The organism is Thermovibrio ammonificans HB-1 (assembly GCF_000185805.1).
Taxonomy (GTDB): Bacteria; Aquificota; Aquificia; order Desulfurobacteriales; family Desulfurobacteriaceae; genus Thermovibrio; species Thermovibrio ammonificans.
In genome coordinates this window covers 1091117-1117153 of the sequence record NC_014926.1, presented here as the reverse complement: position 1 = coordinate 1117153, position 26037 = coordinate 1091117, and the positions used below count along the sequence as shown (strand labels likewise).

The window sequence follows — 26037 nt, the reverse complement described above, 5'->3', positions numbered from 1 at the left end:
GGGAGTTGCTAATTGCGGAAAATAGTAGAGGTTGTAGTTGCCGAGTGGCTCTTCTTCCTTTCCCTCTCTGCCCTTTTGGTCACTTCCCTCGTTTTCCACAGGCTCCCCCGTATAAGTCCCGACGAGCTGAAAGTTGTGTTCACCCTCTTTGTGTTTCTGGTAATTTTACGCTCTTTGGAGCTCTACGGGGTGATTTCCCAGGTGGCCGCCTTTTTTGAGCGGGGGCGCTGGGTGGGAGTGAAGCTGGTTCTGCTCACCGCTTTGCTCTCTATGTTTGTGACAAACGACGTTGCCCTCATTACGGTTGTTCCGGTAACCGCCGCCATGGCCCTTGAGGGCAAAGCTTTCCTTGTTACTCTCGAGGCCGTTGCCGCAAATGCCGGTTCTGCTTTGAGCCCGGTTGGCAACCCCCAGAACTTGTTTATCTACTACCACTACGACCTGCACCTTAAGGAGTTTATCTCTGCCATAGGGCCCTTTTCCCTGCTCCTTGTTCCTCTGTTTTTGCTCTCTCTGAAGGTGAGGAGCGTCTGCCTTGAGCCTCCCGACCCGCCCCTTGACGGGCGCTGGAAGGTTGCGGTAGGGCTTTTTCTGCTTTTCCTTCCCGTGGCGTTGAAGCTCCTGCCCCTGTACTTGGCCTTTGTTCCGCTCCTTTACGCCCTTCTGTTCGACAGGAGGCTCTTTAGGGTTGACTACTTCCTCCTCGGGACCTTTATCGCCTTTTTCGGCTTTACCGACAACCTCTCCCACGGCCTCAGCCTGAGGCTTTCGTCAGGGGCTTCTGTCTTCTGGAGCTCGGTTGGCTTGAGCCAAGTTATGAGTAACGTGCCTGCCGCCCTTTTCGTTTCCGAGTTTACCGGCAGGTGGAAGGAGCTTCTGTGGGGCGTAAACGTAGGGGGCTTCGGCACCCTTGTGGCCTCCCTTGCCAACTTGATAGCCTACAGAATTTACAGGGAGAGGGTGGAAAAGGGTAAGCGGTTCCTGGTTCTGTTTCACGCTGTAAGTTTCCTCTTTCTCCTGTTGGGCGTTTTACTCTTCTGGGCCTTGGAAGGCTATAATAAAGGTGCTTAAATCCCCCGCAGGAGAGGAGAAATGGAGTTTGAAGCCGTTATAGGCCTTGAAGTTCACGCTCAACTCTTGACTAAAACCAAGATATTCTGCAGCTGTAAAAACGAGTTCGGGGCACCCCCTAATACGAATGTCTGTCCGGTTTGTCTGGGTATGCCCGGAGCCCTTCCGGTTCTCAACAAGAGGGCCGTAGAGTTTGCAGTGAAGGCGGCACTCGCTTTGAACTGTAAGATAAACACCTACTCGGTGTTTGCCCGTAAACACTACTTCTACCCCGACCTTCCGAAAGCCTACCAGATAACCCAGTACGAGCTTCCCTTCGCCGAAAACGGCTGGGTAGAGATAGAAAAGAGCGACGGCACGAAGAAGAGAATCAGAATCAGGCGCATCCACATGGAGGAGGACGCCGGAAAGACGATTCACGGGGAGGGCTTCGACAATAACTCTTACGTAGACCTCAACAGGGCCGGAACGCCCCTGATAGAGATAGTCTCTGAGCCGGATATCTCCACGCCTGAAGAGGCCAGGCTTTACATGCAGAAGCTCCGGGACATTTTGGTGTGGATAGGCGTTAACGACGGCAACCTTGAGGAGGGCTCTTTAAGGTGCGACGCAAACGTTTCGATTCGCCCCAAGGGCTCCAAGGAGCTCGGGACGAGAACCGAGATTAAGAACGTAAACTCCTTCCGCTTCATCCAGAAGGCCCTCGAGTACGAGATTGAGAGGCAGATAAAGGTAGTTAAGAGCGGTGGTGAGATTGTTCAGGAGACCCGCCTCTTCGACTCCCAAAAGGGTATAACCAAAACCATGAGGACGAAGGAGGAGGCCGAAGACTACCGCTACTTCCCCGAGCCCGACCTGCCTCCCCTCATAATCGACAAGGAGTGGCTTGACGCCATAAGGGAGAGCCTGCCCGAGCTTCCCGACCAGGTTAAGGAGCGTTTCGTTTCCGACTACGGCCTTACCCCCTACGATGCAAGCGTTCTCGTTAGAGACAGGGCCCTTGCAACCTTCTTTGAAGAGGCGGCCAAGGCCTACTCCGGTGAGCCCAAGAAGGTGGCAAACATCCTCATTTCCGACCTGTTGGGAGCTTTAAACGAGGCAAAGCTCGACATAGCCGACTCCCCGGTTAAACCCGAACACCTTGCTCAGCTGCTGGAGCTTGTAGACAGAGAGGTTATCTCCCTAAGGGTTGCCAAGGAAGAGGTAATCCCCGAAATGGTGAAAAGCGGCAAGGAGCCCAAGCTCATAGTGGAGGAGAAGGGGCTCGTTCAGATATCGGATGAGTCGGCGCTTACAGAGGTTATAAAGAAGGTGTTTGCAAACAACGAGAAGGCGGTTAAGCAGTACAAGGAGGGCAACGAAAAGCAGAAGAAGAAGGCCGTTAAGTTCCTCATAGGTCAGGTGATGAAGGAGACCCGCGGGAAGGCGAACCCGAAGCTCTTGAACGAGCTTATTCCGAAGCTTCTTGAACAGGAGTAATACGGGGCGGGGTTGCCCGCCTCTAACCTCTCACCTTCAGGGTTTTCAGGATTATCTCCCTCACCGTAACCTTGCCCCTTTTAGAGAGGGCGTTCACAACGTGGTAGTAGGCGAGGGCAAAGAGCGATACCACGATTCCGAGGGCGGTTGCTTCAAGGGCGAAGGCGATTCCTTTACTCACTGCAGCTATATCGGAGATTCCCTTTTCGGCCATTGTTGAAAAAGAGTTCATAATTCCGAGGACCGTTCCGAGGAGTCCCAGCAGGGGAGCTCCCGTCACAACGAACATAAGGAAGCCCTTCCCCCGGTCGAACTTGGCTGTGTAGGTGTTGTATATGAGCTCTGCGCTTTTCTCGTCTGCCTCCTCAACCTCCCTTCTTATCAGCTTTTTCTCGGCCGAGAAGGTGAAGAAGAAGTAGAGCAACCTCTCTATGAATACGGCCGTTGCCAGGAAGAAGAGGCCGTAGAGGATGTAGAAGACGAGGTTGTGGGCAACTTCAAGGTTGAAGTTCAACTTTAACCTCCGCTGGGGAAGCTATAATAATTGTATCACTACATCTAAGAGGTGGTCGTGTTCATCTTCAGGGAAGAGGAGTGTGAAGAGTCCCCGAGGCCGATAATAATCCCGATGGTAGATGTTATGCTCTTCCTCCTTGCCTTTTTCGTTCTCATAGCGGGAAGCATAATCCCGGGTATTACCCTTAAAACCAATCCCCCTCAAACGGTTCAGAAGAGCAACATCCACATTAAGCGCCACCCCGTTACGGTTGTGGTAGACCGCTTCGGCCGCTTCTACTACGGGAAGGAGCGTTTAACCTTTGACCAGCTAAAGAGGTTACTGAAGGGCCTAAAGAAGCAGTACCGAGACCTCTACTTGATAATAGACGCCGACAGGAACGCTCCGGTTCAGGCCCTTGTTACCGTTATGGACGCCGCAACTGAAGCGGGAGTCTCCTCTATAGGTCTTCTCGCGAAGGAGAAAAATGGGCACGGCGGTTAGGGTTATCGTTTCCCTCCTTCTGGCTGCTGCCTTTGAGTGGCTCTTCTTTGAAGGGGTGAAGGCGATTTTGAAGCCGCCGAGGAGGGAGGTTAAGCAGGTTATACAGATTTCGCTCATAAAGCCCAAGGTGAGGAGTGAGCGTATAACCGTTGAGCGCCAGAGGCCAAAGAGGGAGGTTAAGGAGGAGAAGAAGAGGGTCTCTCCTGTAAAGGAGAAGCCGAAAATAAAAAGTTCCAAGCCTTTAAAGGAGCTCCCCCGCCCCAAGAAGCAGGAGAGGAGAGAGGAGAAGAAGCAGCAGCCCGTTTCAAGGCCCACTCAGGGACTTAAGCCGATGCAGGGTAACCTTCCCGCCGCCTACGTAGAGGCGGTTAGGGAGGCAATTGCGAGGGAGATTTTCTACCCCCTTGAGGCCTATCAGAGGGGGATAGAGGGACCGGTTATGGTTCAGTTTACGCTGGATAGGTCGGGAAAGGTCCTCCAGTGTAAGCCGCTGTTCGGGGAGCCTATTCTCACAGAGGCAACGTGTATAGCGATAAAAAAGGCCCGCTTTCCGAAAATTCCGGAAAGCGTGAAGAACGATACCCTGACTTTTAGACTCTCCTTAGAGTACAACCTGAAGCGGGCCTTTTCCCAGTAGGTAGTTGATGTTGGTGTTGAAGCTCTCCCGCAGGCTCAGAAGGCTTAAAGTTTGGCTCTACAACCTCCTCGAGAGCGATACGGGGCCTTACAGGCTCCTTTACGACACCTTTGCCCTCTTTGTGGTTGTAACCTCCTCTATTCCTATAATCATAGAAACCGTTGTAAAGTAGCCCCTCCCTCCGGACCTTAAAACCTTCTTCGATGACTACGAGGAGATTACCCTCTGGTTCTTCGTAATTGAGTACTTACTGCGGCTCTGGGTGGTTTCGGACTTTACAGACGACTTCAGGGCGGCCAGGGAGGCCGAAGCTTCTCCCCTTAAAGCTCTGCTCTTGGCCCTTTACCCGAAGCTCAGGTGGGCGGTTAAACCCTACTCCCTCATAGACCTTGTTGCCATACTGCCCGTTTTCAGGCCCTTTGGAACCCTCAGGCTCTTAAGGCTGATGCGCCTTTTAAAGATTTTCCGCTACACCTATGCCGTAAGGAGCCTTCTGCTTGCGGTAAAGGAGGAGGCCCCGATAATAACCTTCATACTCATAACCTTGGTCCTCTGGATAGTGACCATCTCCTCGGTGGTTTACATATACGAGTACAACGCCGGTAACAGGGCCTTCAGCTCAATTTTTGAGGCCCTCTACTGGGGAGTGGTGACCATATCCACCGTGGGCTACGGAGATATTACCCCTCAAACGAAGGTGGGCAAGTTCCTCGCCTCCCTTCTCATAAGCGGCGGCATCGTTTTGGTCTCTGCCCTTACGGCTACTTTTTCGGCAACCCTGATAAACAGGATGAACATCTTGAAGGGGGAGGGGATAAAGATGGACAAACTGAAAGAGCACCTGGTTATCTGCGGCTGGAGCGAAAGCGGTGAAGAGCTTCTTGAGCAGATAATAGCCAGGGGGCTCGATAAAGAAAAGCCGATAGTTCTCGTAACGGAGTACGACAGGAAGGAGCTCGGAGTTGAGCTGAGCCGCTATATCCTCTACAAGAGGGGCGATTTCACAAAGGAGAAGGTTCTGCTCGAGGTTTCCGTTCCCAACGCCTCCGAAGTTGTAATTCTCGGGGAGAGGCATGAAGGGCTTACCGACAGGAACGTAGATGCAAGGACCGCCTTAACGGCCATGCTTGTAAAAACGATGAACCCGTCTGCGAAGGTTTTCGTAGAGGTGCTTCACGATGAAAACGCCGAGGTGTTTGAGAAGAGGCTGAACGTAGACGGCGTTTTCATTTACGGTAAGGTGATAGGGCGGCTGCTCTTTTCCAGCATTACAAACCCGGGGGCGGAGAAGCTCTTAGACGGCCTTCTCACCTCGGAGCTCATAGAGCTCCTTCCCGTAAAGAAGCTGAAAGGGGTTAAAACTTTCGGTGAGCTGGTTGTTTGGCTTAGGAAGAAAGGGGTGCTTCCCGTAGCCGTCCAGGAGGGCAGGCGCGTTATCCTGAACCCTCCGGACGACTACCCCCTTGAAAGGGCCGAGCAGGTTATTGTGGTTAAAGGGTCGAAACCGCTTTGACTTTCTCTGCCAGTTCTTTTGCAAACGCCGATAGCCTGTTGAAGTCCTCTTCCCTGGGAAGCCCCTTTACGAGAACGGGTTCCAACCACTGGGCCTTTATGTTCTTCAGAGTCTCCTGAACGTGTTTAACCATAACTTTGCCGTTCCAGCCGTAAGAGCCTATTACCCCGAGGAACTTTGTTTTGGGCCTGAGGCCGTTTGTCAGGTAGGCAAAGGATATAACCGCCGGGTGGGCGCCTGCGAGAACCGTCGGCGAGGCTATAACTACGGCTGCGGCGTCTACAAGGTCCATGGCCGCGTTGCCCAGGTCTGCCGTTATCAGGTTGTAGGGTCTTACTATGACCCCTTCCTTTGAAAGCTCCGAGGTAAGGTGCTCTACCATGTGGCGGGTGCTCTCGTGCATAGAGACGAAGGGGATTATCACCATCGGTTTAACTTCGTCGCTGACCCACCGCTTGTAGGCTCCGGTCATAAACTCAACGTCCTTTATGACAACTCCGTGGCTCGGTGCTATTATCTCGGGGCCGAGTCTGTCTATGAGGGCCAGGTGTTTCTTTATGAAGTTCCTGAAGGGCATCATGATTTCGGCGTAGTAGCGCTTTGTCTCAAGGTAGACTTTTGCCCTGTTTTCGTCGGTTGTATCAAAGAGCTCGCTGGTTGCTATGTGGGAGCCTAAAAAGTCACAGGTAAAGAGGACCTTCTCCTCGGGGACCCAGGTGAACATGGTTTCCGGCCAGTGGACCCACGGGGCCATGAAGAACTGTAGGCTCCTGTCGCCCAGCGATAGGCTCTCCCCTTCATCTATTACCTTGAACACCTCCTCCGGCAGGTGAAGGAGGTCTTGGAGCATCTGTTTGCACTTTTTGTTGGTTACCACTTTGGCCTTCGGGAACGCCTTTAGAACGTCCGGTATCGCTCCGGAGTGGTCCTGTTCGGCGTGGTTTGAAACGATGTAGTCTATCCTTTCAATGCCGAGCTCTTTAAGGTTTTTGAACAGCTCCTCCTTTTTGTGGGGCTCTACGGTGTCTATAAGGGCGGTTTTCTCGCTCCCTTTAACGATGTAGGCGTTGTAGCTTGTTCCTTCCGGCAGGGTTACGAGCTCGTCGAACAGCACCCTGTCCCAGTCTATCGCTCCTACCCAGTAGGTTCTTTCAGATATCTGTTTTACTGCCATCACTCCTCCAGAGGTTCAAAGTCTTCCTTTCCGGCTCCGCACCAGGGGCAGGTCCAGTCGTCGGGAAGCTCTTCAAACGGCGTTCCCGGAGGTATCCCGTTGTCGGGGTCTCCCAGCTCGGGGTCGTAAACGTATCCGCAGGGAACACAATAGAACTTCTTCACGGCGGCCTCCTTAAATAGTAATGGTTCTCAATTTCAACTTATGGCCACCGGGTTAAAAGTCAACTACCGCCTCCTTACCGATAGGGCCACCTTGTCGCCCTCTTTCAGCCCCTCAACTATCTGGGTGTAGTTTTCGTCGCTCCACCCCACTTTAACGGGAACCTCTACTACTTTTCCGCCTACCACTTTGTAGACTACGTAGTGGCCGTTTTTCCACTTTACGGCCGCGTTCGGAACGACTAAAACCCCTTTGCGGACGCCGGCTATTACGGTGTTGTGGGTTGTCATTTCCGGCCTGAGGAGCTCTACGTTCTTAAAGCCCCTTGCCACAACTATGTAGTAAACCACGTTGTTGAGAATCTTGGGTTTTGGGTATATCTCCACTACTTTGCCTTTGAACACCTTCCCGGGGTAGGCGTCTACGGTGAACTCTACCGGCATACCCTTTTTGACCTTTCCTATTTCTGTTTCGTCTACGTATATCCAGTTCTCGAGCCTCTTAGGGTCGAGTATCGTCACGAACTGGGGAGCGTTGAGGCCGGCAACTACCGTTTCCCCTTTCTGGGTGGAGACGAAGGAGATTATCCCGCTCATGGGGGCGTAGATGTAGGAGTAGGAGTAGCGAATCTGGGCCTGTTTAAGGTCGGCTTCTGCTTTCTTGAGGTTCTCCTGGAATTCGGCCTTTAGCCTTTTTAGCTCTGCCTCTTGAGCCTTTAGGTTGTAAAGGGCCTGTTTAACGCCTTCTTTGGCTGCTTTTAGGTTGCTCTCTGCAAGAGCAAGGGCCTGTTTGGCCTCTTTGAACTTCTCGGGCGTTGTGTAGCCTATCGATAGAAGCTCTTTCTGCCTTTCAAACTTCCACTTTTTAACTCTGTAGTTCTCCTCCTCCGCCTTTAGTTTGGCCTCTGCCTGTTTGAGCTGGGTTTTTGCACTTTCAACGAGGAACTTCTGGCGTGCTATGCGTTCCGGGTAGCTCCTCTTTATCTCTTCCAGATTGGCCCGGGCCCTTTTCAGGGCCTCTTTAAGCTCTCTGTTGTCTATTACCGCTATGAGGTCGCCCTTTTTTACGAAGTCTCCCACTTTAACGTTTTCTTTTACCACCGTTCCGGATATCCTCGCCCCCACTTTTATCTCTGCGCCGACCTGCGGCTTTATTATTCCCGTGGCCTCTATCTCTTTTCTGACTTCTCCCTTTTTAACCGTTACTACCTGAACGGGAACGAGCTCTTGCCCCTTTCTCCCCTTTATCGCTACTACCGCTGCTGCGAGTAGTGCCAAAACTATCAGAGCAGCGAGAAACTTCTTCATAGAAACCTCCGGTTAAGAGCTGGCCGGTTGTTCTGTCGAGGTTGAGTATCGCCTGGTTGTAGCTGAGGAGTGCGTCTATGTACTCCTCTTCGCCGTTTTTCAGGGCGTTAAAGGCCTGAAGTAGTGAGACTATGTCTGTGACGCCGAGCCTGTACTCGTTTAGGCTCCGGCTGTAGGCTTTTCTGTAGAAGTTGAGGGAGCTCTCTGCCGCCTTTAGCCTTTGGTAGCCCGATTCTACGTCGGCTACGGCGTTTAGGACTTCCCGTTTTATTCGGTTTTTCAGCTCTTGGAGCTGAAGTTGGGCCACTTTAACGCCGGACTCAGCAGAGAGTGCCCGGGCCTTTGTGACTCCGCTGTCGAAAACGGGGAAGTTTATGGTGATTCCCGCCGATACCGTTTTATCGGACGGTAGGAACTGGGTGCCCGTTCTGCTGACCGAAACGCTTAAGTTTAAGTTCGGTTTTAGTGTGTCTTGGATTTGTTGAACCTGGAGCTTGGAAAGTTTTACTCCCTTCTCCTGCTGTTTCAGCTCCGGCCGCAGGCTCAGGGCTCTTTTTAGAAGCTCCTTACGGTTGATTTTCAGCTCTTCGGTGAAGAAGCAGACCTCTGGCTCTCCCTTTAGTCGGGTGTTCAGCAGTTCGTTGAGCCTGTTAAGCGTTTTCCTGTACCTGTTTTCTTCCTCTACCAGTGCCCTCTTTGCTGAGTCTACTTCCGCCTTTGCCTTTAAAAGGTCTGTAACCATTACGAGGCCCTCTCTGTACTTTTTTTGGGCCACTTTGAATATCTGCTGTGCCGAGTTTAGGAGCTCTTTCCGTATTTTCACTTTCTCCCTTTGGGCACCGGCCTCGAGGAATAGGTTGAGGGCCTGGTAGAGCTGCTCCAGTAGCGTGCCCGATAGGTTCGCTTTCTGAATTTCTACTTGGGTTCTGTCTATTTTGAGCTGGTCCAGCTGTTGGAAGTTTACGAGCTGGTCGGTGACTGTTGCCGAGAGGGTGTAGCTCTGCTGCCACCCTTTGGGGAAGGCGCTCTGGTAGTTCTCGAAGAAGGAGCCCGAGAGGGTTAGTTGGGGGAGGAAGCTCTTTTTGGTTGCTTTCTCTTGGAATAGGGCCCCTTTGAGCTGTTCCTTTGCCGCAAGAACCTGTAGGTTGCGCTCCCTTACGAGCTTTGCTACTTCGTCTGCCGTGAAGGCGAAGCTCTGCTGCGTTGCAAACGCCAAGGCGGCAAAAGCGGCGGTTAGAAGCCTCACTTTTTCTCCCTGTTTTTAAGCGTAAGGTGTTAAGAAAACATTACAGTAAGGAGGCCGGAGATTTCAAGGGTCACTGGAGCTTAACCGTTTTTACGAAGGGATATCTTAGAAGGCGGGTTTGAAGCTCCCTTTTCGGCTTGGAGAACCACACTTCAAACTCGTAGGTGCAGTTTTGAGGGTCCTTCAGCCTGAAGGTGCTCCGCGGGAACTCCTGTTTTAAAAGCCTTTTCCCGACCTTACACCTGGACCTTACCAGGGATATCTCCCCTCTGTACTTGTGAATCTTGTAACTTGAGTCACACGACGCAAAGCAGAAGGTAACCGTTGTCAGTATCGCCCCACCAACAAGCCTCGGAAGCACCGCTCCCCCGTTATTTGTTTTTTTATGGCCCCTAACCCTAAATATAGGGTAGGGGCCGCAGAGCAACTACTTTGTCTCTTTAGCGGCACCTTTCTTTTCGTAAACCTTCTCCCTTAGGAACTGGAACCACTCCTGAAGGCCCTCTCCGGTTTTTGCCGATACAACAAAGACCTTCAGGTTGGGGTTGAGCGAGAGGGCCTCTTCTTTAACTTTTTCAACGTCGAAGTCGAAGAAGGGAAGAAGGTCGGCTTTTGTGATGATGAAAACGTCGGAGGTTTTGAAGGCCTTGGGGTACTTTGCCGGCTTGTCCGGTCCTTCCGGAACCGACACGAGAACAACCCTCAGGTGCTCTCCCAGGTAGAAAGAGGAAGGACATACCAGGTTCCCTACGTTTTCGATGAAGAGGATGTCGGGGTAGCCCTCCATCTGTTTCTCAAGGGCGTGGAAGCCTTTGTGGACGAGTGGTGCCTCAAGGTGGCAGGCTCCTCCCGTTGTAAGCTGAACGGCAGCGGCCCCTTTGGCCCTCACTCTCTCTGCGTCCCTCTCGGTTTCGATGTCCCCTTCGAGAACTCCTATTTTGAACTCGTCTTTAAGGGCCTCTATCGTCTTCTCGAGGAGGGTGGTCTTTCCCGAGCCGGGAGAGCTTATGAGGTTAATTGCCAGTATGTTGTGCCTGTCGAAGTGCTCCCTGTTGGATGCGGCTACCTGCTCGTTGCGGCTCAGCAGGCTCTGCTTAATTTCTACGTTCCTCCTTGTTGTGTCGTCTGTTACAACCGTGTGGTCGTGGCTGTGGTCGTGGTTGCCACATCCGCATACGTCACACATTTTTCACCTCCTTAACCGCTACTATTGTGGTTGCTATTCCGCCCATGAAGTCTTTTACGTGTAGGGGGGTAAAGCCGGTTCCCCTGAGGATTTCGAGGAACTCCTCCTTTGTGAAGAACCGCTCTATCGATTCAAAGAGGTACTCTATCGCTTCTTTTGCTTCCTTTGACACCAGTTTGTTCGCCTCCATGAAGGAGCGGAAGAGGGCCGAGTTTATGAGGTAGACCGGGGAGAGGGAGTCGTTCCTGAAGAAGTCGAGAACTGCAAGCAGCCCGCCCCGTTTGAGGACCCGGAAGCTCTCACCTATTGTTAGTAGAGGGTCGGGTGAGTTCCTGACGCAGAAAGAGGAGAAGATTACGTCAACGGAGTTACTCTTTATAGGGTAGAACCTGTTGTCGGAGCAGACGTAAAAGGCCTTTTCCTTTAAACGCTCCTTTGCCATTTTCAGTAGGGGTTTGCTTATGTCGCAGTTTAAGAGCTTCACTCCGGGATTTTTCTTTAAAAAGAGCTTCCCCACGTTCCCTGCACCGCTGCAGCAGTCTATTACGGTTTTGGCGTTGGGGAAAAGCTCCACCACTTTATCTACGAGCGACCTTCTCCACCTGTCGGTGTAGAGAGGGCTCGATATCCTGTTTATCACGTTTTCGTAGTAGTGGGCGAACTTGCCGTTGAAGATTCTCTTTACGACCATTTCACACCTCTATTTCTGCGTCTATTACCTGAAGCTCCTCTCCCGACAGGAGCTTCAGGTCCACCGCCCCACACTTCGGACACTCCGGGAAAAACACCGTCTCCACCGTAAACTCGTGGCCGCAGCTGTTGCACCTGTACCTTATTGGCGACTCCTCCACAACGAGCTCGGTCTCCTCAAGCCCCTTAAACTGCCCCTTAAGGGCGTCAAAGGCAAAAACGAAGGAGTCCACTACTATGCCCGAGAGCTTCCCGATTCTCACCCTTACCTTCACCACCTTTTTTGCCTTCTCCCTCTCGAGCAGCTGGCTTAAAGATTCCAGAAAACCCATTGCTATAGAGGTTTCGTGCATCAGTAGCCCTCACCTTCATCGATTGCCTTTAAAACCTCATCAAGGGCGTCCCATATCTCCTTTGCCGTTTCCGGGTCGAGCTTCTCTATAGCGTTACCCACGTGAACCATAACGTAGTCGCCCTCCTTAACCTCTCCCTCCAGCAGCAGCATCAAACTGATGGTTCTCCTTACGCCTTTCGCCTCTGCAACGGCCATCGGGTAATCAACCTCAACAACCTTCATGGGAACACCTACACACATTTACGCCTCCTTAACCTTTTTCTCCCACCAGATCTGAGGGTCTTCCGGTCTCTCTTTTAACTTAGGCTCAACTCCCCACTCCCTTAACACCTTTAGAACCAGCTCCTCAACTTCGGGGAGCTTCGCCTCAAGCTCCGGAGTAAGGCCGGTGCCGGTTTCAACGGCCTTTGGTACAACCCCTATCAGCTTAACCTCCTTAGGGCAAGTGCCCTTAAGCTCGTTCAGCAACAGAACCTCCTGGAGTCCGAGCTGGTGGGGAGACAGCTTCAGCGGCAGCCTGTCTATGAAAAAATCCTCTTTCTCGTAAATCCTCACGCTACCCGGCTCCCCTTCCGCCTTAACAACGTCTACAATAACCAGTCTGTCGAGGTAATCTATCTCCGGGGAGAGGAAGATTCCTGCCGTTCCGCCGTCTATCAACACAACGTTTTCCGGAAAGTCGTACTTTGCCTTCAAAATATAGAGGAGCTTTACCCCGAACCCCTCGTCCCTCAGAAGAACGTTTCCCACGCCCATAACACCTATCTTCTCCATTTCACCTCCGGCTTAAATAAAGAAGGGGGAGCCTTTAAGCTCCCCCTTCCCCTCGGCAAACTCCGAATCTCTTAATGCTCTTTCTTTGCAAACTTGAACCCGTCGAATATAGAGGAGATAAGACCCTCGGGGTTCTTAACGTCGTTCCACACAACAATGTAGATGTGAACAAGGGCAAACCACGCAAAGTACCAGTTGAGCAGGTAGTGGATAAAGCGGGCCTCCTGCTGAGTTCCGAAAATCGCAGAACCCAGGGAGACGAAGAAGCTGTTCTCGGGGTAGAGCAGGTAAAGCCCCGAGATAAACTGGATAATTGCCAGCAGAATTGTAAAGAAGTATGCCGTTCCCGCAAGTGCATTGTGGCCGAGCCTGTGCTCGTGGTGGTCCGTCAGGTAGGCGTAGTAGAGGAGCGTAGAGAAAAGGTTCTTAATGTTCCTGCCGGTTATGGGCAGGAAGTCCCAAACCCTCTCGTACTTATTACCGAAGAACCACAGGTAGAGCCTTGCTATCACTGCACAGGTAAAGAGCATTCCCGCTATAAAGTGTATCCACCTCATCGTAGCCATTGTGAACTGGTGGCTACCCTCCATCCACGTATTGGTCCAGGGCCAGTGGATGTAGAGCCCTGTAACTATCAGCGTGAAGATAGAGGGGGCGAACGTCCAGTGGAACAGCCTCAGCAGTATGCTCCACACGTACTTCTTCTCGTAAGTTGCCATTTCGTCCCTCCTCATAGAGTTGGAGGGAGGGAAGCCCCTCCCTACAGAACCTTCACGGTTGTAATCTCGTTACCCTCGGGGTCTACCATGTGAACGGCGCAGGCTATACACGGGTCGAAGGAGTGAACCGTTCTCAGAACCTCAAGGGGCTTCTCGGGAATTGCCAGCGGGTTCCCTATCAGAGAAGCCTCGTACGGTCCCCTCTGTCCCTTGTCGTCCCTGGGGGAGGAGTTCCAGGTAGAGGGCACTACCGCCTGGTAGTTCTTAATCTTTCCGTTTTCGATTACCGTCCAGTGGGAGAGGGTTCCCCTCGGAGCCTCGTGGAAGCCGCAGCCCTTAATCTCTCCCTTGGGGTAGCTGGGCGGGTTGTAAATCTCGAGGTCTCCGCGGCCGATGTTGTCAACGAGCTGCTCCCACTGCTTCAGTGCAAGGTCGGAGAGAACCTTAGCCCTGATTGCCCTTGCAATGTGCCTACCGGGAGTGGACTGAAGGGCGTTAATGTCAACGCCGTCTGCGCTCTCTCCGATGGTTGTAAGAACGGTCCTGAGCAGGTCGAGGGCGTCGTCGGTGTACTTCTTAATGAGCTTGTGTCCCTGTGCGTAGCCAACGAGAACCTGAGCGAGCGGTCCCACCTGCATGGGAACGTAAGTGTCTCCCTTCCTGAACCTGGGAGCCTTGGTCCAGGAGTACTTACCGTTGGGGTCAACGTAGCCGCCGGGCATACCCGTGTAGTCCGGAACGGTCTCCTCGTCCCACGGATGGCGTGTCCAGTCGCCCTTGTACCAGGCGTGGGTGATGTTCTCAACAACGTTCTTAACGAAGTACTCGTCGCCAAACCTCTTGATGGGTTTAACCGTAGAGAGGTCGCCGCCGAAGATGGTTCCGCCGGGCATATCGAAAGTTTCCCCTTTCGGGTCCTGGGGAAGGTCGGGCACTGCAAGGTAGTTGTCTACGCCCCTTCCGTACTGGAGCCACTCCTTGTAGAAGGCGGAGATTGCGATAACATCGGGCAGGTAGCAGTTGTGGACGAAGTCCCTAACCTCTTCAAGGAGCTGCTTAATGTAGTAGAGCCTCTCCATGTTCAGTGTGGCTTCGTTGTTGGGGTTGATTGCCGTAGAAACGCCGCCTACTGCAAGGTTCTGAATGTGGGGGTTCTTACCGCCTAAGATTGCAATGGCCTGGTCGGCCTTCCTCTGGAAATCGAGAGCCTGGAGGTAGTGGGTAACGGCTATGAGGTTAACCTCGGGGGGAAGCTTCATTGCCGGGTGGCCCCAGTAGCCGTTTGCAAAGGGACCGAGCTGACCGCTGTCTACAAACTTCTTGAGCTTATCCTGAACCGCCTTGAACACGGAGGCACCGTTTAACCTCCAGTTCTGGTAGCTTTCGGCGATTTTGGCCGCCTTGTGGGGGTCTGCCTTGAGTGCAGACACAACGTCTACCCAGTCGAGGGCGGAAAGGTGGTAGAAGTGGACGATGTGGTCGTGGAGCGCGTGGGCGGCGATTATGATGTTCCTTACCATTTGGGCGTTGTAGGGAACCTCAAGGTTGAGGGCGTTCTCAACCGACCTTACGGAAGCTATGGCGTGGACGGTTGTACAAACGCCGCAAATCCTCTGGGCAAACATCCACGCGTCGTCGGGGTCCCTTCCCTGGAGGATTACCTCGATTCCCCTCCACATCTGGGAAGAGGAGTAAGCGTCCTTAATGTATCCGTTCTCGGGAACAACCTCTATCCTTAAGTGACCCTCAATCCTCGTAATCGGGTCTACTACTACTCTGTTCGCCATTGTTTAACCTCCCCATGTGGGTTTTTATTCTTCAGACTTGGAACCTGTTGCAAGGCGCTTTGCTACGCCAACGCCTGCGTGAATTGCAAGGGCAGCTGCTGTAACGCCGAGAGCCACCTTACCAACCTCTGTAGCGCTTGCCTGAATACCTTTGCCGGCTCCCGGAATCTTAACGTTAGGCAGCCTCTTGTGGAACGGAGTCATAGTGTCCCAGAAGTGGGGCTCTGTACAGCCGTAACAGCCGTTTCCTACCGATACGGGCCACACCTCTACATCGTTGAAGCGGATAACAGGGCAGTTGGAGTAGGTTTCGGGGCCCTTACATCCAACTTTATAAAGACAGTATCCGAGCCTGTGGCCCACGTCTCCAAACTGCTCAACGTAGCGGCCTTCATCGAAGTGGGGCCTACGCTCACAGTGGTCGTGAATCTTCCTGCCGTATGCAAACAGAGGTCTGCCGTGAACGTCTGTAGGCGGTAACTTCTTGAAGGTCAGGAAGTAGAGAACCGTTGCAAGGAAGTTGTGGGGGTTGGGCGGACATCCCGGCACTTTAACTATGGGCTTGTCCTTGATGATTTCGCTTACGCCAACGGCGCCTGTGGGGTTGGGGTTTGCGGCCTGGATTCCTCCGAAGGAGGAACAGGTTCCGATTGTGATGATTGCAAGTGCCTTCTCTGCCGCTTCCTTAACGATTTCTACCGCCGTTTTGCCGGCGATTTTACAGTAGATTCCGCCGTCTTTGAGGGGGATTCCTCCCTCTACAACGAGGATGTAGTTACCTCTCTTGATGGCGTTGTCCAGGTTCTGCTCGGCCTGCTCTCCGGCGGCGGCCATCAGCGTTTCGTGGTAGTCCAGGGATATGAGGTCCAGGATAAGGGTTGCAATGTCGGGGTGTGAAGCCCTGAGCAGGGACTCGGAGCACCCTGTACACTCCTGGAACTGGAGCCAAACAACGCTCGGGCGTTTAGGGTCCGATGCGGCCTCGGCCACTTTCGGAACCATCTCCATCGGCAGTCCCATGGCCGCTGTTGCTATGGCGCAGGCTCTGAGGAAACCCCTACGGGACATGGTTCTGGGAATTCCCCCCAAGAAGAGGCTTCTGTTCATGGTTCCCTCCTAAGAGTAGTTTCACTGCTCAATAAGCATTGAGGCACTGTTCTATGATTCATTTTAAAGAATGGATAATCGGATGTCAACGACATGCTAATTTTCTTTTTTTAGAATTTACCAAATAACTGATGAATACTTCTAATATAAGGAAAACTTTATTGTATGGAAGGGTGAGGATTCGGAGGAGGGAGGGAGTCCCCCGGGAAGGTTACTCCTCTCCGAAGAGAACTTCAACGATTTCCCTTACCTTTCTGTCGTTTACTCTGTAGAGGACCTTCGTTCCTTCCTTCCGGAATGTAAGTATTCCCAGCTCTTTCATCAGCCCCACGTGTTGTGAAACTTTGGGCTGTGATATTCCAAGGGCTTCAACCAGCTCCTTCACACACCTCTCTCCGTCCATCGTCAGCAGAACGATTGCCAGCCTCTCGGGGTGACCGAGAACTTTCAGTAGCTCCGCCTTCGAGAGGAGCTCTTCCCTCTCTACCTGGTACAGCTCTACCATTAGAACACCTCCTCTTCTCTGTTTTCTACGGAGTTCCACGCCCTGTAGAACTTCCGCAGTTTGTTGTCGCTCCACTTGGGAACGGGAAGCCCGAGCTCTACCCGCTCTATGATTTCTGCAACGTTGTGGAGCATTTTCTCTTTTAGGAGAGCGGAAATTCTATCAAGCTCTCCGTTTTCCGGTTTAAACAGTAGCTCCCCGGGGAACTTCTGTTGAACCTGGGCAAGGGTCCTCCACCCCCTCTCGCTCCTCACTATGAACAGGGCCTCCTTCTCCCCTTTAAGGGGAACGTAGGTGAGGTCGCTCCCCTTGGCACACAGGTTGAGGCAGTATCTACAGGCGGTATTGGAGTAGTAGTGGTGGACGGCGGGCTCTAACTCTACCTCCTCTCCCTCTGCCGTTTCGGTTATCAGTTTGCCTCCGTCTATGTAGCTCTTAACCGGTGTGAGCCTTCTGCCTGTGATTTCGAGCATTTCGGCCTCGGCCGCCTCCTTGGTTGTGCTCCCGAGGCACAGGAGGCCCACTTTCAGCGCCACGGCTGTTTTCGCCCAGTTGCACCCTATACCGAAGTACTGGGCCTTGTTCAGGCCGTCGATTAGGCAGGAGGGGCCGAAGATTGCAAGCTTGTTTAGCCGGTGTTTCTGTATTGCCGTTTTCAGCAGTTTGTTAACCCCGAAGAACCTGTTGAGCCTGTTTATCTCTACCTCTTTTTCGTCTTTTGCCAGAATAGGGGTTCCCTCCCGGTTGGCCGTTAGAAGGCCGTCTATCATTCGGGACTTAAACATCAGCTTGAAGAGCCTCTCAAGGGGCGTTCCTTCCCGGGACTCTACCTTAAACGCCCTTTTGAACTCTCCTATGAGGAACTCTCTGTTAAGGTTGAGCATTCTCCCTCTCCTTAGGTGTAGGTGGGTTGGGGGTAGGGTTTGAAGCTCTGAGGACACGCGGCCAGGCAGGAGCCACAGTGAACACAGATTTCCGGCGTAAAGTTGGGTTTTCCGCTTTCGAGGTCGGTCGATATAGCCCTTGCGGGGCAGGCGGTTGAGCAGGTCCCACACCCTACACAGAACCCTTTGTTTACCACCTCCGATATGAGGTCGAAGCCGCAGGCGTTGTGGGAGTGGGCCATGAATTCAAAGGGTGTGAGGAAATCTTCGTTGACTTCAAGGAGCGCCAGGAAGAAGCTGTAGAGCAGCGACGGGTTCGGGGGGCAGCCCGGTATGGCGTACTTGATTTTACCCCTGAGGAGTTCCACTTCCGTAATCGGGACGAACGACTGGTGGGTGGGTTGGGGAAACTGGTTTCCCCTTGAAAAGCGCCTTACCCCTCCGAAGGAGGCACACCCGCCTACCGCTACAATGAGCTTCGCCTTCTCCGAGAGCTCCCTGACGAGCCTGGCGTGGTTTCTGTCCTCTATGCAAACCGCTCCTTCAACGAAGGCAACGTCGAGGTGAGGTACCTCTTTTCTCTTTGTGAGCATGTTGGAGTAGGCCAGCTCTACCGTGTCGAGAATCTCAACGGCCTCTTCGAACATATCCAGGAAGGCCACCTGGCAGCCGCTACAGCTCGAGAAGTGGAAGAAACCGACTTTCAGCTTGAAGTCGTCCTCTTCAAAGAGTCGGCTGTCTCTGTAGAACATGGCTTCTCCGTTAGTGGGCGGCACACACAATACAGGGGTCGTAGGCCCTTACGATGAACTCTGCCGCCTTTGCCGGTGCCCCCTTTAGCGCTTCCGCAATTGCGGAGAAGTTTATCTCCGTAGGCACTACAATTTTATAATATATGATTTTTCCAGATTTATCTACTTTAACGGCGTGGATGTTCGTCCCCCTGGGAGCCTCGTGAACGCCTATTCCCAGCCTCTCACCGTCCGACGAGGGGGCGGTGCGGTTGAGGAGTTCGCGGTTGAAGGAGTGTTCAGATAGTATCTCCTCTATTCTCTTGAAGGCCTCCAGGTTCTCGAGGGCCCTTAAGAGGTGAAGCTCCTTTACTCCCCCTTTAGGTTTGTAGCCTTCAAAGAGCACTTTCCTTGCCCTCGGTCCTGTTTCAACGGCCCTGCCGTTGGGGAATGGGAAGAGGTTGGTCGCCCGCCTTTTAAGCTCTCCGGGGAGTAGTTCTTGGGGCATTTTAAACTGAAAACGGTTGAAGTCTACGGGTTTACCGTAGAACCGGTCGGTTGCGAAAAAGGGGAGAGAGTGTTTGCCGAGCTCTTCGGGTAACCCTTCCCTCTTCCACAGGGAGTTGAGACCCTCCTTGAACGACTCGAGGCTATCTCTCAGCAGCGGCAGGGTGGCCTCTACCGTTTTCAGTAGCTTCTCCTGGAGTCTCGGTTCAATCGCTTCGGCCACTCCCCCCACCTTAACATTTGGGGAGTGAATAATCTCCCCTCCTATAGACTCCAAGAGCTCTCCGGCCACCTTCCTTATGCGCTGAACCTGTCTTATGAAGGCGAGCTGCTCGTCCTTTTGGGGGAAGAGGTCTTCTGAAACGACTATCTGGTGGAGCAGGTTGTTGTAAACCCTGACGGCAAGGCCCAGAAGCTCCCGCAGTAGCTCTGCCTTCGGCGGAACCTCTATGTTGCACGCCGCCTCTACGGCCCTTGCGGCCGCAATGGAGTGGGTTACCTGGCACAGGCCGCAGATTCTGCTGGTTAAAACGGGGGCTACCGTTGCATCCTTTCCCACGAGGAGGGTTTCAAAGCCCCGAACGGGAACGAGGGCGTAGTAAAAGCCCCTTTTAACGGTTCCGTTTTCAACTTCTAAGAAGAGTCCGGAGTGTCCTTCGGTAAGGGGGATACCTTCCAGTTTAACGACCTTTCTCACGCCAAACCTCCGTAAACCGCCTGACCGAGACAGATTCCCCCGTCGTTCGGAGGAACTATCTGGTGTGTGAGAACGGTTATCCCCTCCTCTCTCAGCCTTCTGCTCAGTTTCTCGGTCAGTATTCTGTTCTGAAAAACGCCGCCCGAGAGCCCTACTTTTCGGCAGTTAACTGCCGAGAGGGCTTCCTTTACGGCCTCAACAGTTGACTCAACCACCCAGTTGTGGAACTTGGCTGCAGCCTCGTTAACGCTTACGCCTTTTTCTATGTCTTTTAGTAGTGCTTCTACCATTTCGCTCCAGTCTATAACCCCCTCTCTTAAAACTACCGGGTAGTGCTCTTGGGTGTGGAATCCCGAGGCCGCCTCTTCGAGGAGGATGGCTCCCTGGGCCTGGTAGGAGACTTTCAGTTTTATCCCGAGCAGTGCGGCAACTCCGTCGAAGAGCCTCCCCATACTGCTCGTTGTGGGTGAGTTTATTCCCTTCTCTACCATCTGTTTAACAAGGCTTACTTCCCTTTCGAGCCCCTTGAGCCATGCGCCGGGCTCTACCCCCAGCTCTAAGAGCAGGGAAACAGCGCACCGGAAGGGCTCCTTTACAGCTTTGTCCCCTCCGGGGAGCTTGAACTGTTTGAGGTGAAACAGCCTTTCGAACTCGGTGTATCCGGCTTTCAGAACCTCTCCGCCCCATACGGTTCCGTCGGGCCCCAGGCCGGTGCCGTCGAAGGTAACTGCAACAATCTCTTCGTTAAGGGGCACTTCGTTTTCGGCCATAACAGAGACGGCGTGGGCGTGGTGGTGGTAAATCTGTTTCACCCTGTCTTTAAAGAGCTCTTTTGCCAGTTTTGTCGAGAAGTACCCGGGGTGGTGGTCACACACCACCACTTCGGGCTCACACTCAAAGAGCTTCAACATATCGGCCACCGTCTCCTTCAGAAACTCTTCGGCCTTCAGGTTGTCTGTGTCCCCCACGTGTTGCGAGATGAAAACTCTGTTCCCCTTTCCCACCGCCACCGTTACCTTCATGTGGGGCCCTATGGCAAGCACCTCCCTCTTGAGCTTAAACGGCAGCAGAACCGGCAAAGGGGCGTAGCCCCTTGAGCGCCTTATGGGAACTACTCTATCTCCTATCACCCTCACAACCGAGTCGTCGCACCTTCTGGCAATCGGTCTGTTGTGGCACAGGGCTCCGTCGAGCAGGCTGCCCAGCGCTTCGATTGCCTCGCTGTTCTCCTTCATTATGGGCTCATCTGTGATGTTGCAGCTCGTTGCAACCAAGGGTCTGTTTACCTCTCTGCATATAAGGTGGTGGAGGGGAGTGTACGGGAGGAAGGCCCCCACCGTTTCGGTGTCGGGAGAGACCGAAGGGGCCAAGGTAGAACCCTTCTTCTTCCTGAGAATCACTATCGGCGACTCAACGCCCGTTACGGCTATCTCCTCCAGCGGGCTCAGGTAAGCGTGCTCTTTCAGCTGGTTTAAATCTTTGAACATAACGGCAAAGGGTTTTTCTTCACGGTTTTTCCGCCGGCGAAGCTCTCTAACGGCCTTTTCGTTCGTTGCGTCGCAAATCAGGTGAAATCCCCCGAGCCCTTTAACGGCCACTATCTTCCCCTGAGTTATCCACCTGCAGACCTCTTTTACCGCTTCGTCTTCCTCTGCAACGGTTTGCCCGGTTTCGTCTACCAGCCACACCTTGGGGCCGCACGCGGGGCAGGCGTTGGGCTGGGCGTGGAACCTCCTGTTCTTCGGGTCTCTGTACTCTTTTAGGCACTCGGGACACATTTTGAACTCTCTCATGGTTGTGTTTTCCCTGTCGTAGGGGAGGGATAGGATGATTGTGAACCTGGGGCCGCAGTTGGTGCAGTTTATAAAGGGATAGCGGTAGCGTCTGTCTTGCGGGTTAAAGAGCTCCCTGAGGCAGTCGGGGCAGGTGGCAAGGTCGGGGAGTACCGCCACCTGGACTTCGCCGCTTTTTTGGCTCTTCTTTATCTGAAACTCTCTATAACCAACCTCCGGCAGGAACTTAAACTCCATACTGTAGATTCTGGCCGCCGGTGGCTTTTCCTGCTTTATCCGTTCTATGAAGCTGCGGAGCTTCCCCTCCTCCCCTTCAACCTCTATTACAACGCCCGTTTCGCTGTTTAAGACGAACCCTTTTAGGCCCATCTGGGTTGCCAGCCTATAGATGAAGGGCCTGAAGCCGACGCCCTGAACGGCACCTGTTATGAAGAGTTTTAACCTCATGGAGCCTCCTGCTGAAACCTTAATATAATTAGCCCAAAAGTTTACTCTACCTGGAGTCGGCATGAAGGAGCTGGTTAGAGAGAGGATTTTAGAGGCCGTAACTTCGGTATACGGAGACGACGCCGCTGCTGTGGCCGAGAGGGCTACCGTAGAGAAGCCGAAGAAGAGTGAGTTCGGGGACTTTGCGACAAACGTCGCCTTTCTGCTTGCAAAGGTTGTGCGCCAGAACCCGAGGGTTGTAGCCCAGGAGCTTGCAGCCAAGCTCTCCGGGGTTGAAGAGTTTGAGAAGGTTGAAGTTGCCGGAGGAGGGTTTATCAACTTCTTCTTAAGTCAGAAGGCCTACGAGAACTTGCTGGTTCAGGTTGTTGAGACCGACTTTTACGTTTCCGACGTAGGCGGAGGAGAGAAGGTCCTCCTGGAGTACGTTTCTGCAAACCCTACCGGCCCCTTGCACGTTGGTCACGGCAGGGGAGCCGTTGTGGGCGATGTTCTCTACCGTATTATGAGGCTTACCGGCTACGTTCCCGAGAGGGAGTTCTACATTAACGATGCCGGCAGGCAGATAAGGCTTCTGGGTCTTTCTATCTACTTAAGGGCCAAGCAGCTTAAAGGGGAGAACGTTGAGCTCCCCGAAGACGCCTACAGGGGCGACTACATAGTTGAACTTGCCAAGAAGCTCCTTGAGGAGGTGCGTCCCGACCTTCTCGACCTTCCGGAAGAGGAGGCCGTAGAGGTTGCCGCCCAGTTCGGGAAGGAGGAGCTTCTTAAGGAGATAGAGGCCGACTTAAAGAAACTGAGGGTTGAGTTTGACAACTGGTTCAGCGAGAAGAGTTTGCACGACTCGGGGAAGATTGAAGAGGTGCTGAAGCTCCTCGAGGAGAAGGGCCTTCTCTACGAGAAGGACGGTGCCCTCTGGCTAAAAACCACCCTCTTCGGAGACGATAAAGACCGTGTGGTGAAGCGTTCAACAGGCGAATACACCTACTTTGCCGCCGACATAGCTTACCACTACGACAAGCTTAAGAGGGGCTACGACAGGGCCGTAGACGTTTGGGGTGCCGACCACCACGGCTACATTCCGCGGGTAGAGGCGGCCCTCAAGGCCCTCGGTGCCCCCGAAGGGTGGCTGGAGGTTGTGCTCATTCAGATGGTGAAGCTCTTTAAAGGCGGCAAAGAGGTTAAGATGTCTAAGCGTAAAGGGGACTTTGTTCCCCTGAGGTGGCTTATGGAGCAGGTGGGCGTTGACCCGGTTCGCTTCTTCTTCCTCCTTAAGCGCCACGACACCCCCCTCGACTTCGACCTGGACCTTGCCGTCTCTACAAGCAGCGACAACCCCGTTTACTACGTTCAGTACGCCCACGCAAGGCTGTGCAGCGTTCTCGATAAGGCGAAGGAGAGGGGATTCCTCCCCTCCAAGGAGAACCTCGACCTGCTCAGCTCCGACGAGGAGAGGAAGCTCATAACCGGGTGTTACCAGCTTAAGTACGAGCTTCAGCAGGCCGCCCAGAAGAGGGAACCCCACAGGCTCACCTACTACCTCATAGAGCTTGCATCTACGCTTCACAGGTTCTACAACAAGCACAAAGTTATAAACGAGGACAATCCGCAGCTTACAAGGGCCAGGCTCTACCTTGTTGAGGCCGTGAGGAAAACGGTGGCAACTGGCCTTGCCATACTCAACGTTTCTGCACCGAGGAGGATGTGATGGAAGGAGGGAGGAAGATTCAGGCTCTCTTAGGCGTAGCTACGGTTATTCTCCTGACCCTCTCCTACTCAGTGGGCTACTACGTGGGTAAGGAGGCCGGGGTTCAGCAGGAGAGGAAGAAGTGTGAGGCCGAGAAAAAGCAGCTCATTAAAACCCTGGCCCAGATAAACCCGGTTTCAAGGCCTCAAACGCCCATAGAGAGCAAAGTTGTAGAGGGGATAGTGGGGATGAACTCCACCTCCCAAACGGGCTCCCAGGTGAAGCCCGAAAAACCTAAGAAACCCGAGAAACCTTCTGCTGTAGCCGAAAATACAACCAAAAAGGCCTCCGAGAAAACGGCCTCCGGTGTGCCTGCCTCTGGCGCTAACGGGAAAGAGGGTGCAGAGAAAAGGGCTGAAAAGGTCGCCTCTGCCGAGCCCAAGGCCCGGCATAGCGTTAAAGCTGCCTCCGAGGCTCCTCAGGTTCACCGGCCTTCCGGGAAAGCCGGAGCCGAGGCCAAAAAACCTCAGAAGGTTTACTACCTGCAGGTTGGCGTCTTTAGAAACGAGAAGAACGCCGAGAAACTCGTAAAAGAGCTTCAAACCAAGGGCTTTTCCGCCCGTCTTGAGCGTGCAGGCAGAGTTTACAAAGTTGTGGTGGGAGAGTTTTCCTCCTGGCACAGGGCGGTTGCTGTTCAGAAGGAGCTTAAAAGGGAAGGCTACACATCCATTCTCAGGTGGAGGAAACAGTGATAGATACCCACGCACACCTCCACTTCCCCCAGTTTGACCCCGACAGGGAAGAGGTTGTAAAAGAGTGTGAGGAGAAGCTCGACGCCGTTATCACAGTCGGTTGCGACCTTGAAGACAGCAAAAAGGCCATAAAACTTGCAGAGAGCTCCAAGAACATCTACGCTACCGTGGGCATTCACCCCCACGAGGCCGAGCGCTACAGCGAAGCCGACTACAACAGGTTTGTAGAGCTTGCCCGTTCGAGTCCGAGGGTGGTTGCCCTTGGGGAAATGGGGCTGGACTTTTACAGGAACCTCTCTTCCAAGGCCAAACAGTACGAGATTTTTAAGATGCAGGTTGAAGCGGCAAAGGAGCTGAACCTCCCGGTTGTAATCCACACGAGGAACGCCGCCTCCGAGATGGCCTCCTTCATAAGAGAGAACTTTAACGGCGTTAGAGGCGTTGTCCACTGCTTCAGCGGGGAGAAAGAGCTCCTCGAGGCGGCCCTCGATGCCGGCCTCTACATCTCATACTCCGGGATAGTTACCTACCCGAAGAACTCGGCTCTTAGGGAGACTTTAAAGTACGTTCCCTCCTCGAGGCTCCTTGTTGAGACCGACTGCCCCTACCTTGCGCCTCAACCCGTAAGGGGCAGGAGGAACAAACCCACCTACGTTGCCTACACCGCCAAGGTTATCGCCGACGTTCTCGGACTGAACTTTACCGATGTAGACAGAATCACAACGGTTAACGCCAAACGCCTTTTCGGCCTGCCCTTAACTGCCGAGGAGTCTAAGGAGAGGCTCGTTTACCAGGTAGGAGACAGGCTCTACGTGAACCTCACCGGGAAGTGTCCGTGCAGCTGTCGGTTCTGCTTCCGCGGCGTTGAAGACTACATACTGGGCTACAACCTCAACCTCTCCCGGGAGCCTATACCGGAAGAGTACATGTACCGGATTAAGAACCCGGGAGTTTATTCCGAAATCGTCTTCTGCGGCTACGGTGAACCTTTTGAGAGGTTTGAGGCCCTCAAGAAGGTGGCCCAGTGGATAAAGAAGTTCTCCAAGGATACCCCCGTAAGGGTCGATACCTGCGGCCTCGGCTACCTGATAACGGGCGATGAAACGGTTCTGGACCAGCTTAAAGGTTTAGTTGACTCTTTCAGCGTAAGCCTGAACGCCTCCTCTCCCGAGGAGTACTACAGGGTTGTTCGCCCCCGGTTCGGCCCGGGTAGCTGGGAGTCTGCCCTGAAGTTCATAAAAGACGCCAAGGAGAAGGGCTTTAAAGTTACGGTTACCGCCGTAGCCTATCCCGGCTTTGACGCCGAGTCCTTCAAAAGGCTCGCCTCCGAGCTCGGGGTGGAGTGGAGAATTCGTCCGTTTAAGAGGTTTAAACCATGGGAAGAGTAGTGAGATTCGCCGTCTCTATAGACGAGAAGCTCCTTGAGAAGTTCGACCAGTTCATAAAGGAGAGAGGGTACGTCAGCCGCTCCGAAGCCGTAAGGGACCTGATTAGGGCCGCCCTGATAGAGGAGGACCTGAGGGAGGAGGACTTCGCCTTCGGCACCCTCACCCTCGTTTACGACCACCACCAGAGGGAGCTGGCAGAGAGGATAACAGAGATTCAGCACGGCTACCTCGAGAACATCATAGCCACCATGCACGTTCACATAGACCACCACCACTGCCTTGAGACCCTTGCGGTGAAGGGAAAGGTTAAAGACCTTAAAGAGCTTGCTGGTAAAATTCTCTCTCTGAAGGGGGTTAAGCACGGCAAGCTCGTTTTCACAGGCGTTGAGCCGTAGTAAACGGACCCTATATTAACTGCAAACCAAAGTTATCGGAGGTGAAA

The 26037-nt window shown here is 53.3% G+C and carries 29 protein-coding genes; 10 read left to right on the top strand and 19 right to left on the bottom strand.

The features are described from left to right. The first annotated feature begins 12 nt into the window (after positions 1 to 12). Positions 13 to 1071, top strand: coding sequence for an SLC13 family permease (locus tag THEAM_RS05715; RefSeq protein ID WP_013537889.1), 1059 nt, complete (start codon positions 13 to 15; stop codon positions 1069 to 1071). Positions 1072 to 1092: 21 nt separating this feature from the next. Beyond that, positions 1093 to 2550: an Asp-tRNA(Asn)/Glu-tRNA(Gln) amidotransferase subunit GatB gene (gatB, locus tag THEAM_RS05710; RefSeq protein WP_013537888.1), complete on the top strand. Its 1458-nt coding sequence runs from the start codon at positions 1093 to 1095 to the stop codon at positions 2548 to 2550. 22 nt (positions 2551 to 2572) lie between these two features. On the opposite strand, the gene THEAM_RS05705 is transcribed toward gatB, so the two are convergent. Then, positions 2573 to 3064: a MotA/TolQ/ExbB proton channel family protein gene (locus THEAM_RS05705; RefSeq protein WP_013537887.1), complete on the bottom strand. Its 492-nt coding sequence runs from the start codon at positions 3062 to 3064 to the stop codon at positions 2573 to 2575. Between the two features lie 57 nt (positions 3065 to 3121). On the opposite strand from THEAM_RS05705, the gene THEAM_RS05700 reads away from it, so the two are divergent. The 4 genes from THEAM_RS05700 to THEAM_RS05690 are packed head-to-tail and all read left to right on the top strand — an operon-like array spanning position 3122 to position 5700. Next, positions 3122 to 3550 carry an ExbD/TolR family protein gene (locus tag THEAM_RS05700; protein ID WP_013537886.1) on the top strand — a complete coding sequence of 143 codons (429 nt, stop codon included), beginning with the start codon at positions 3122 to 3124 and terminating at the stop codon, positions 3548 to 3550. Then, positions 3534 to 4187 (top strand): energy transducer TonB, encoded by a 654-nt coding sequence (locus tag THEAM_RS05695; protein WP_041439481.1) that lies wholly within the window; start codon positions 3534 to 3536, stop codon positions 4185 to 4187. The genes THEAM_RS05700 and THEAM_RS05695 overlap by 17 nt, the downstream gene beginning before the upstream one ends. Before the next feature lie 7 nt (positions 4188 to 4194). Further along, positions 4195 to 4359 carry a hypothetical protein gene (locus tag THEAM_RS09660; RefSeq protein ID WP_157629614.1) on the top strand — a complete coding sequence of 55 codons (165 nt, stop codon included), beginning with the start codon at positions 4195 to 4197 and terminating at the stop codon, positions 4357 to 4359. A gap of 45 nt (positions 4360 to 4404) precedes the next feature. After that, entirely contained in the window at positions 4405 to 5700 is a 1296-nt protein-coding gene (locus THEAM_RS05690) for an ion transporter (protein WP_083797270.1), read from the top strand. Here THEAM_RS05690 and THEAM_RS05685 read toward each other — a convergent pair. The 18 genes from THEAM_RS05685 to hypF form a co-directional block, all read right to left on the bottom strand. Then, positions 5678 to 6874 (bottom strand): FprA family A-type flavoprotein, encoded by a 1197-nt coding sequence (locus THEAM_RS05685; RefSeq protein ID WP_013537885.1) that lies wholly within the window; start codon positions 6872 to 6874, stop codon positions 5678 to 5680. The genes THEAM_RS05690 and THEAM_RS05685 overlap by 23 nt on opposite strands. Continuing rightward, positions 6874 to 7038, bottom strand: coding sequence for a rubredoxin (gene rd, locus THEAM_RS05680; protein WP_013537884.1), 165 nt, complete (start codon positions 7036 to 7038; stop codon positions 6874 to 6876). The genes THEAM_RS05685 and rd overlap by 1 nt, the downstream gene beginning before the upstream one ends. Positions 7039 to 7101: 63 nt before the next feature. Then, on the bottom strand, positions 7102 to 8343 hold the full coding sequence (locus THEAM_RS05675; RefSeq protein ID WP_013537883.1) for an HlyD family secretion protein: 1242 nt from the start codon (positions 8341 to 8343) through the stop codon (positions 7102 to 7104). After that, positions 8231 to 9589 carry a TolC family protein gene (locus THEAM_RS05670; protein WP_013537882.1) on the bottom strand — a complete coding sequence of 453 codons (1359 nt, stop codon included), beginning with the start codon at positions 9587 to 9589 and terminating at the stop codon, positions 8231 to 8233. The genes THEAM_RS05675 and THEAM_RS05670 overlap by 113 nt, the downstream gene beginning before the upstream one ends. A 70-nt stretch (positions 9590 to 9659) precedes the next feature. Then, positions 9660 to 9950: a hypothetical protein gene (locus THEAM_RS05665; protein WP_013537881.1), complete on the bottom strand. Its 291-nt coding sequence runs from the start codon at positions 9948 to 9950 to the stop codon at positions 9660 to 9662. Positions 9951 to 10016: 66 nt separating this feature from the next. Continuing rightward, entirely contained in the window at positions 10017 to 10775 is a 759-nt protein-coding gene (gene hypB, locus THEAM_RS05660) for a hydrogenase nickel incorporation protein HypB (RefSeq protein ID WP_013537880.1), read from the bottom strand. Next, positions 10768 to 11466 carry a class I SAM-dependent methyltransferase gene (locus THEAM_RS05655; protein WP_013537879.1) on the bottom strand — a complete coding sequence of 233 codons (699 nt, stop codon included), beginning with the start codon at positions 11464 to 11466 and terminating at the stop codon, positions 10768 to 10770. Before THEAM_RS05655 ends, hypB begins: the two co-directional genes overlap by 8 nt. Position 11467: 1 nt before the next feature. Further along, positions 11468 to 11818, bottom strand: a complete 351-nt coding sequence (locus THEAM_RS05650) for a hydrogenase maturation nickel metallochaperone HypA/HybF (RefSeq protein ID WP_013537878.1) — start codon at positions 11816 to 11818, stop codon at positions 11468 to 11470. Next, a complete protein-coding gene (locus THEAM_RS05645; protein WP_013537877.1) occupies positions 11818 to 12060 on the bottom strand; it encodes a HypC/HybG/HupF family hydrogenase formation chaperone in 243 nt (80 codons plus the stop codon). The genes THEAM_RS05650 and THEAM_RS05645 overlap by 1 nt, the downstream gene beginning before the upstream one ends. Next, positions 12061 to 12594 carry a HyaD/HybD family hydrogenase maturation endopeptidase gene (locus tag THEAM_RS05640; protein WP_013537876.1) on the bottom strand — a complete coding sequence of 178 codons (534 nt, stop codon included), beginning with the start codon at positions 12592 to 12594 and terminating at the stop codon, positions 12061 to 12063. It lies immediately after the preceding gene. 71 nt (positions 12595 to 12665) lie between these two features. Beyond that, on the bottom strand, positions 12666 to 13313 hold the full coding sequence (cybH, locus tag THEAM_RS05635; protein WP_013537875.1) for a Ni/Fe-hydrogenase, b-type cytochrome subunit: 648 nt from the start codon (positions 13311 to 13313) through the stop codon (positions 12666 to 12668). A 41-nt stretch (positions 13314 to 13354) separates the two neighbouring features. Continuing rightward, positions 13355 to 15100 carry a nickel-dependent hydrogenase large subunit gene (locus tag THEAM_RS05630; protein ID WP_013537874.1) on the bottom strand — a complete coding sequence of 582 codons (1746 nt, stop codon included), beginning with the start codon at positions 15098 to 15100 and terminating at the stop codon, positions 13355 to 13357. A gap of 24 nt (positions 15101 to 15124) precedes the next feature. Continuing rightward, positions 15125 to 16207 carry a hydrogenase small subunit gene (locus THEAM_RS05625; protein ID WP_013537873.1) on the bottom strand — a complete coding sequence of 361 codons (1083 nt, stop codon included), beginning with the start codon at positions 16205 to 16207 and terminating at the stop codon, positions 15125 to 15127. A gap of 211 nt (positions 16208 to 16418) precedes the next feature. Beyond that, positions 16419 to 16712 (bottom strand): ArsR/SmtB family transcription factor, encoded by a 294-nt coding sequence (locus THEAM_RS05620; protein WP_013537872.1) that lies wholly within the window; start codon positions 16710 to 16712, stop codon positions 16419 to 16421. After that, complete coding sequence (locus THEAM_RS05615; RefSeq protein ID WP_013537871.1) at positions 16712 to 17596, bottom strand: Coenzyme F420 hydrogenase/dehydrogenase, beta subunit C-terminal domain; 885 nt, start codon at positions 17594 to 17596, stop codon at positions 16712 to 16714. The genes THEAM_RS05620 and THEAM_RS05615 overlap by 1 nt, the downstream gene beginning before the upstream one ends. 11 nt (positions 17597 to 17607) lie before the next feature. Next, positions 17608 to 18348 carry a coenzyme F420 hydrogenase subunit gamma gene (gene frhG, locus THEAM_RS05610; protein ID WP_013537870.1) on the bottom strand — a complete coding sequence of 247 codons (741 nt, stop codon included), beginning with the start codon at positions 18346 to 18348 and terminating at the stop codon, positions 17608 to 17610. A 10-nt stretch (positions 18349 to 18358) separates the two neighbouring features. Beyond that, a complete protein-coding gene (locus tag THEAM_RS05605; protein WP_013537869.1) occupies positions 18359 to 19531 on the bottom strand; it encodes a nickel-dependent hydrogenase large subunit in 1173 nt (390 codons plus the stop codon). Further along, positions 19528 to 21771, bottom strand: coding sequence for a carbamoyltransferase HypF (gene hypF, locus THEAM_RS05600; RefSeq protein WP_013537868.1), 2244 nt, complete (start codon positions 21769 to 21771; stop codon positions 19528 to 19530). Before hypF ends, THEAM_RS05605 begins: the two co-directional genes overlap by 4 nt. Positions 21772 to 21832: 61 nt before the next feature. Between hypF and argS the strand changes: the two genes are divergently transcribed. From argS to nikR, 4 genes are read left to right on the top strand one after another with little or no spacing between them, the layout of a single operon-like run. Further along, a complete protein-coding gene (gene argS / locus THEAM_RS05595; RefSeq protein ID WP_013537867.1) occupies positions 21833 to 23476 on the top strand; it encodes an arginine--tRNA ligase in 1644 nt (547 codons plus the stop codon). After that, on the top strand, positions 23476 to 24207 hold the full coding sequence (locus tag THEAM_RS05590) for an SPOR domain-containing protein (RefSeq protein WP_013537866.1): 732 nt from the start codon (positions 23476 to 23478) through the stop codon (positions 24205 to 24207). The genes argS and THEAM_RS05590 overlap by 1 nt, the downstream gene beginning before the upstream one ends. Further along, a complete protein-coding gene (locus THEAM_RS05585; protein ID WP_013537865.1) occupies positions 24204 to 25595 on the top strand; it encodes a YchF/TatD family DNA exonuclease in 1392 nt (463 codons plus the stop codon). Before THEAM_RS05590 ends, THEAM_RS05585 begins: the two co-directional genes overlap by 4 nt. Further along, positions 25583 to 25990 carry a nickel-responsive transcriptional regulator NikR gene (gene nikR, locus THEAM_RS05580; RefSeq protein WP_013537864.1) on the top strand — a complete coding sequence of 136 codons (408 nt, stop codon included), beginning with the start codon at positions 25583 to 25585 and terminating at the stop codon, positions 25988 to 25990. Before THEAM_RS05585 ends, nikR begins: the two co-directional genes overlap by 13 nt. Positions 25991 to 26037: the final 47 nt, after the last annotated feature.

Bases quoted from the DNA above. Each gene is read 5' to 3' on its own strand.
- argS (WP_013537867.1), top strand. From the start codon at position 21,833: ATGAAGGAGCTGGTTAGAGAGAGGATTTTAGAGGCCGTAACTTCGGTA.
- THEAM_RS05645 (WP_013537877.1), bottom strand. From the start codon at position 12,060: ATGTGTGTAGGTGTTCCCATGAAGGTTGTTGAGGTTGATTACCCGATG.
- hypF (WP_013537868.1), bottom strand. From the start codon at position 21,771: ATGAGGTTAAAACTCTTCATAACAGGTGCCGTTCAGGGCGTCGGCTTC.
- cybH (WP_013537875.1), bottom strand. From the start codon at position 13,313: ATGGCAACTTACGAGAAGAAGTACGTGTGGAGCATACTGCTGAGGCTG.
- THEAM_RS05590 (WP_013537866.1), top strand. From the start codon at position 23,476: ATGGAAGGAGGGAGGAAGATTCAGGCTCTCTTAGGCGTAGCTACGGTT.
- THEAM_RS05675 (WP_013537883.1), bottom strand. From the start codon at position 8,343: ATGAAGAAGTTTCTCGCTGCTCTGATAGTTTTGGCACTACTCGCAGCA.
- THEAM_RS05630 (WP_013537874.1), bottom strand. From the start codon at position 15,100: ATGGCGAACAGAGTAGTAGTAGACCCGATTACGAGGATTGAGGGTCAC.
- THEAM_RS09660 (WP_157629614.1), top strand. From the start codon at position 4,195: ATGTTGGTGTTGAAGCTCTCCCGCAGGCTCAGAAGGCTTAAAGTTTGG.
- gatB (WP_013537888.1), top strand. From the start codon at position 1,093: ATGGAGTTTGAAGCCGTTATAGGCCTTGAAGTTCACGCTCAACTCTTG.
- frhG (WP_013537870.1), bottom strand. From the start codon at position 18,348: ATGTTCTACAGAGACAGCCGACTCTTTGAAGAGGACGACTTCAAGCTG.
- THEAM_RS05685 (WP_013537885.1), bottom strand. From the start codon at position 6,874: ATGGCAGTAAAACAGATATCTGAAAGAACCTACTGGGTAGGAGCGATA.
- THEAM_RS05615 (WP_013537871.1), bottom strand. From the start codon at position 17,596: ATGCTCAACCTTAACAGAGAGTTCCTCATAGGAGAGTTCAAAAGGGCG.
- hypB (WP_013537880.1), bottom strand. From the start codon at position 10,775: ATGTGTGACGTATGCGGATGTGGCAACCACGACCACAGCCACGACCAC.
- THEAM_RS05695 (WP_041439481.1), top strand. From the start codon at position 3,534: ATGGGCACGGCGGTTAGGGTTATCGTTTCCCTCCTTCTGGCTGCTGCC.
- THEAM_RS05620 (WP_013537872.1), bottom strand. From the start codon at position 16,712: ATGGTAGAGCTGTACCAGGTAGAGAGGGAAGAGCTCCTCTCGAAGGCG.
- THEAM_RS05650 (WP_013537878.1), bottom strand. From the start codon at position 11,818: ATGCACGAAACCTCTATAGCAATGGGTTTTCTGGAATCTTTAAGCCAG.
- THEAM_RS05655 (WP_013537879.1), bottom strand. From the start codon at position 11,466: ATGGTCGTAAAGAGAATCTTCAACGGCAAGTTCGCCCACTACTACGAA.
- THEAM_RS05625 (WP_013537873.1), bottom strand. From the start codon at position 16,207: ATGAACAGAAGCCTCTTCTTGGGGGGAATTCCCAGAACCATGTCCCGT.
- THEAM_RS05640 (WP_013537876.1), bottom strand. From the start codon at position 12,594: ATGGAGAAGATAGGTGTTATGGGCGTGGGAAACGTTCTTCTGAGGGAC.
- nikR (WP_013537864.1), top strand. From the start codon at position 25,583: ATGGGAAGAGTAGTGAGATTCGCCGTCTCTATAGACGAGAAGCTCCTT.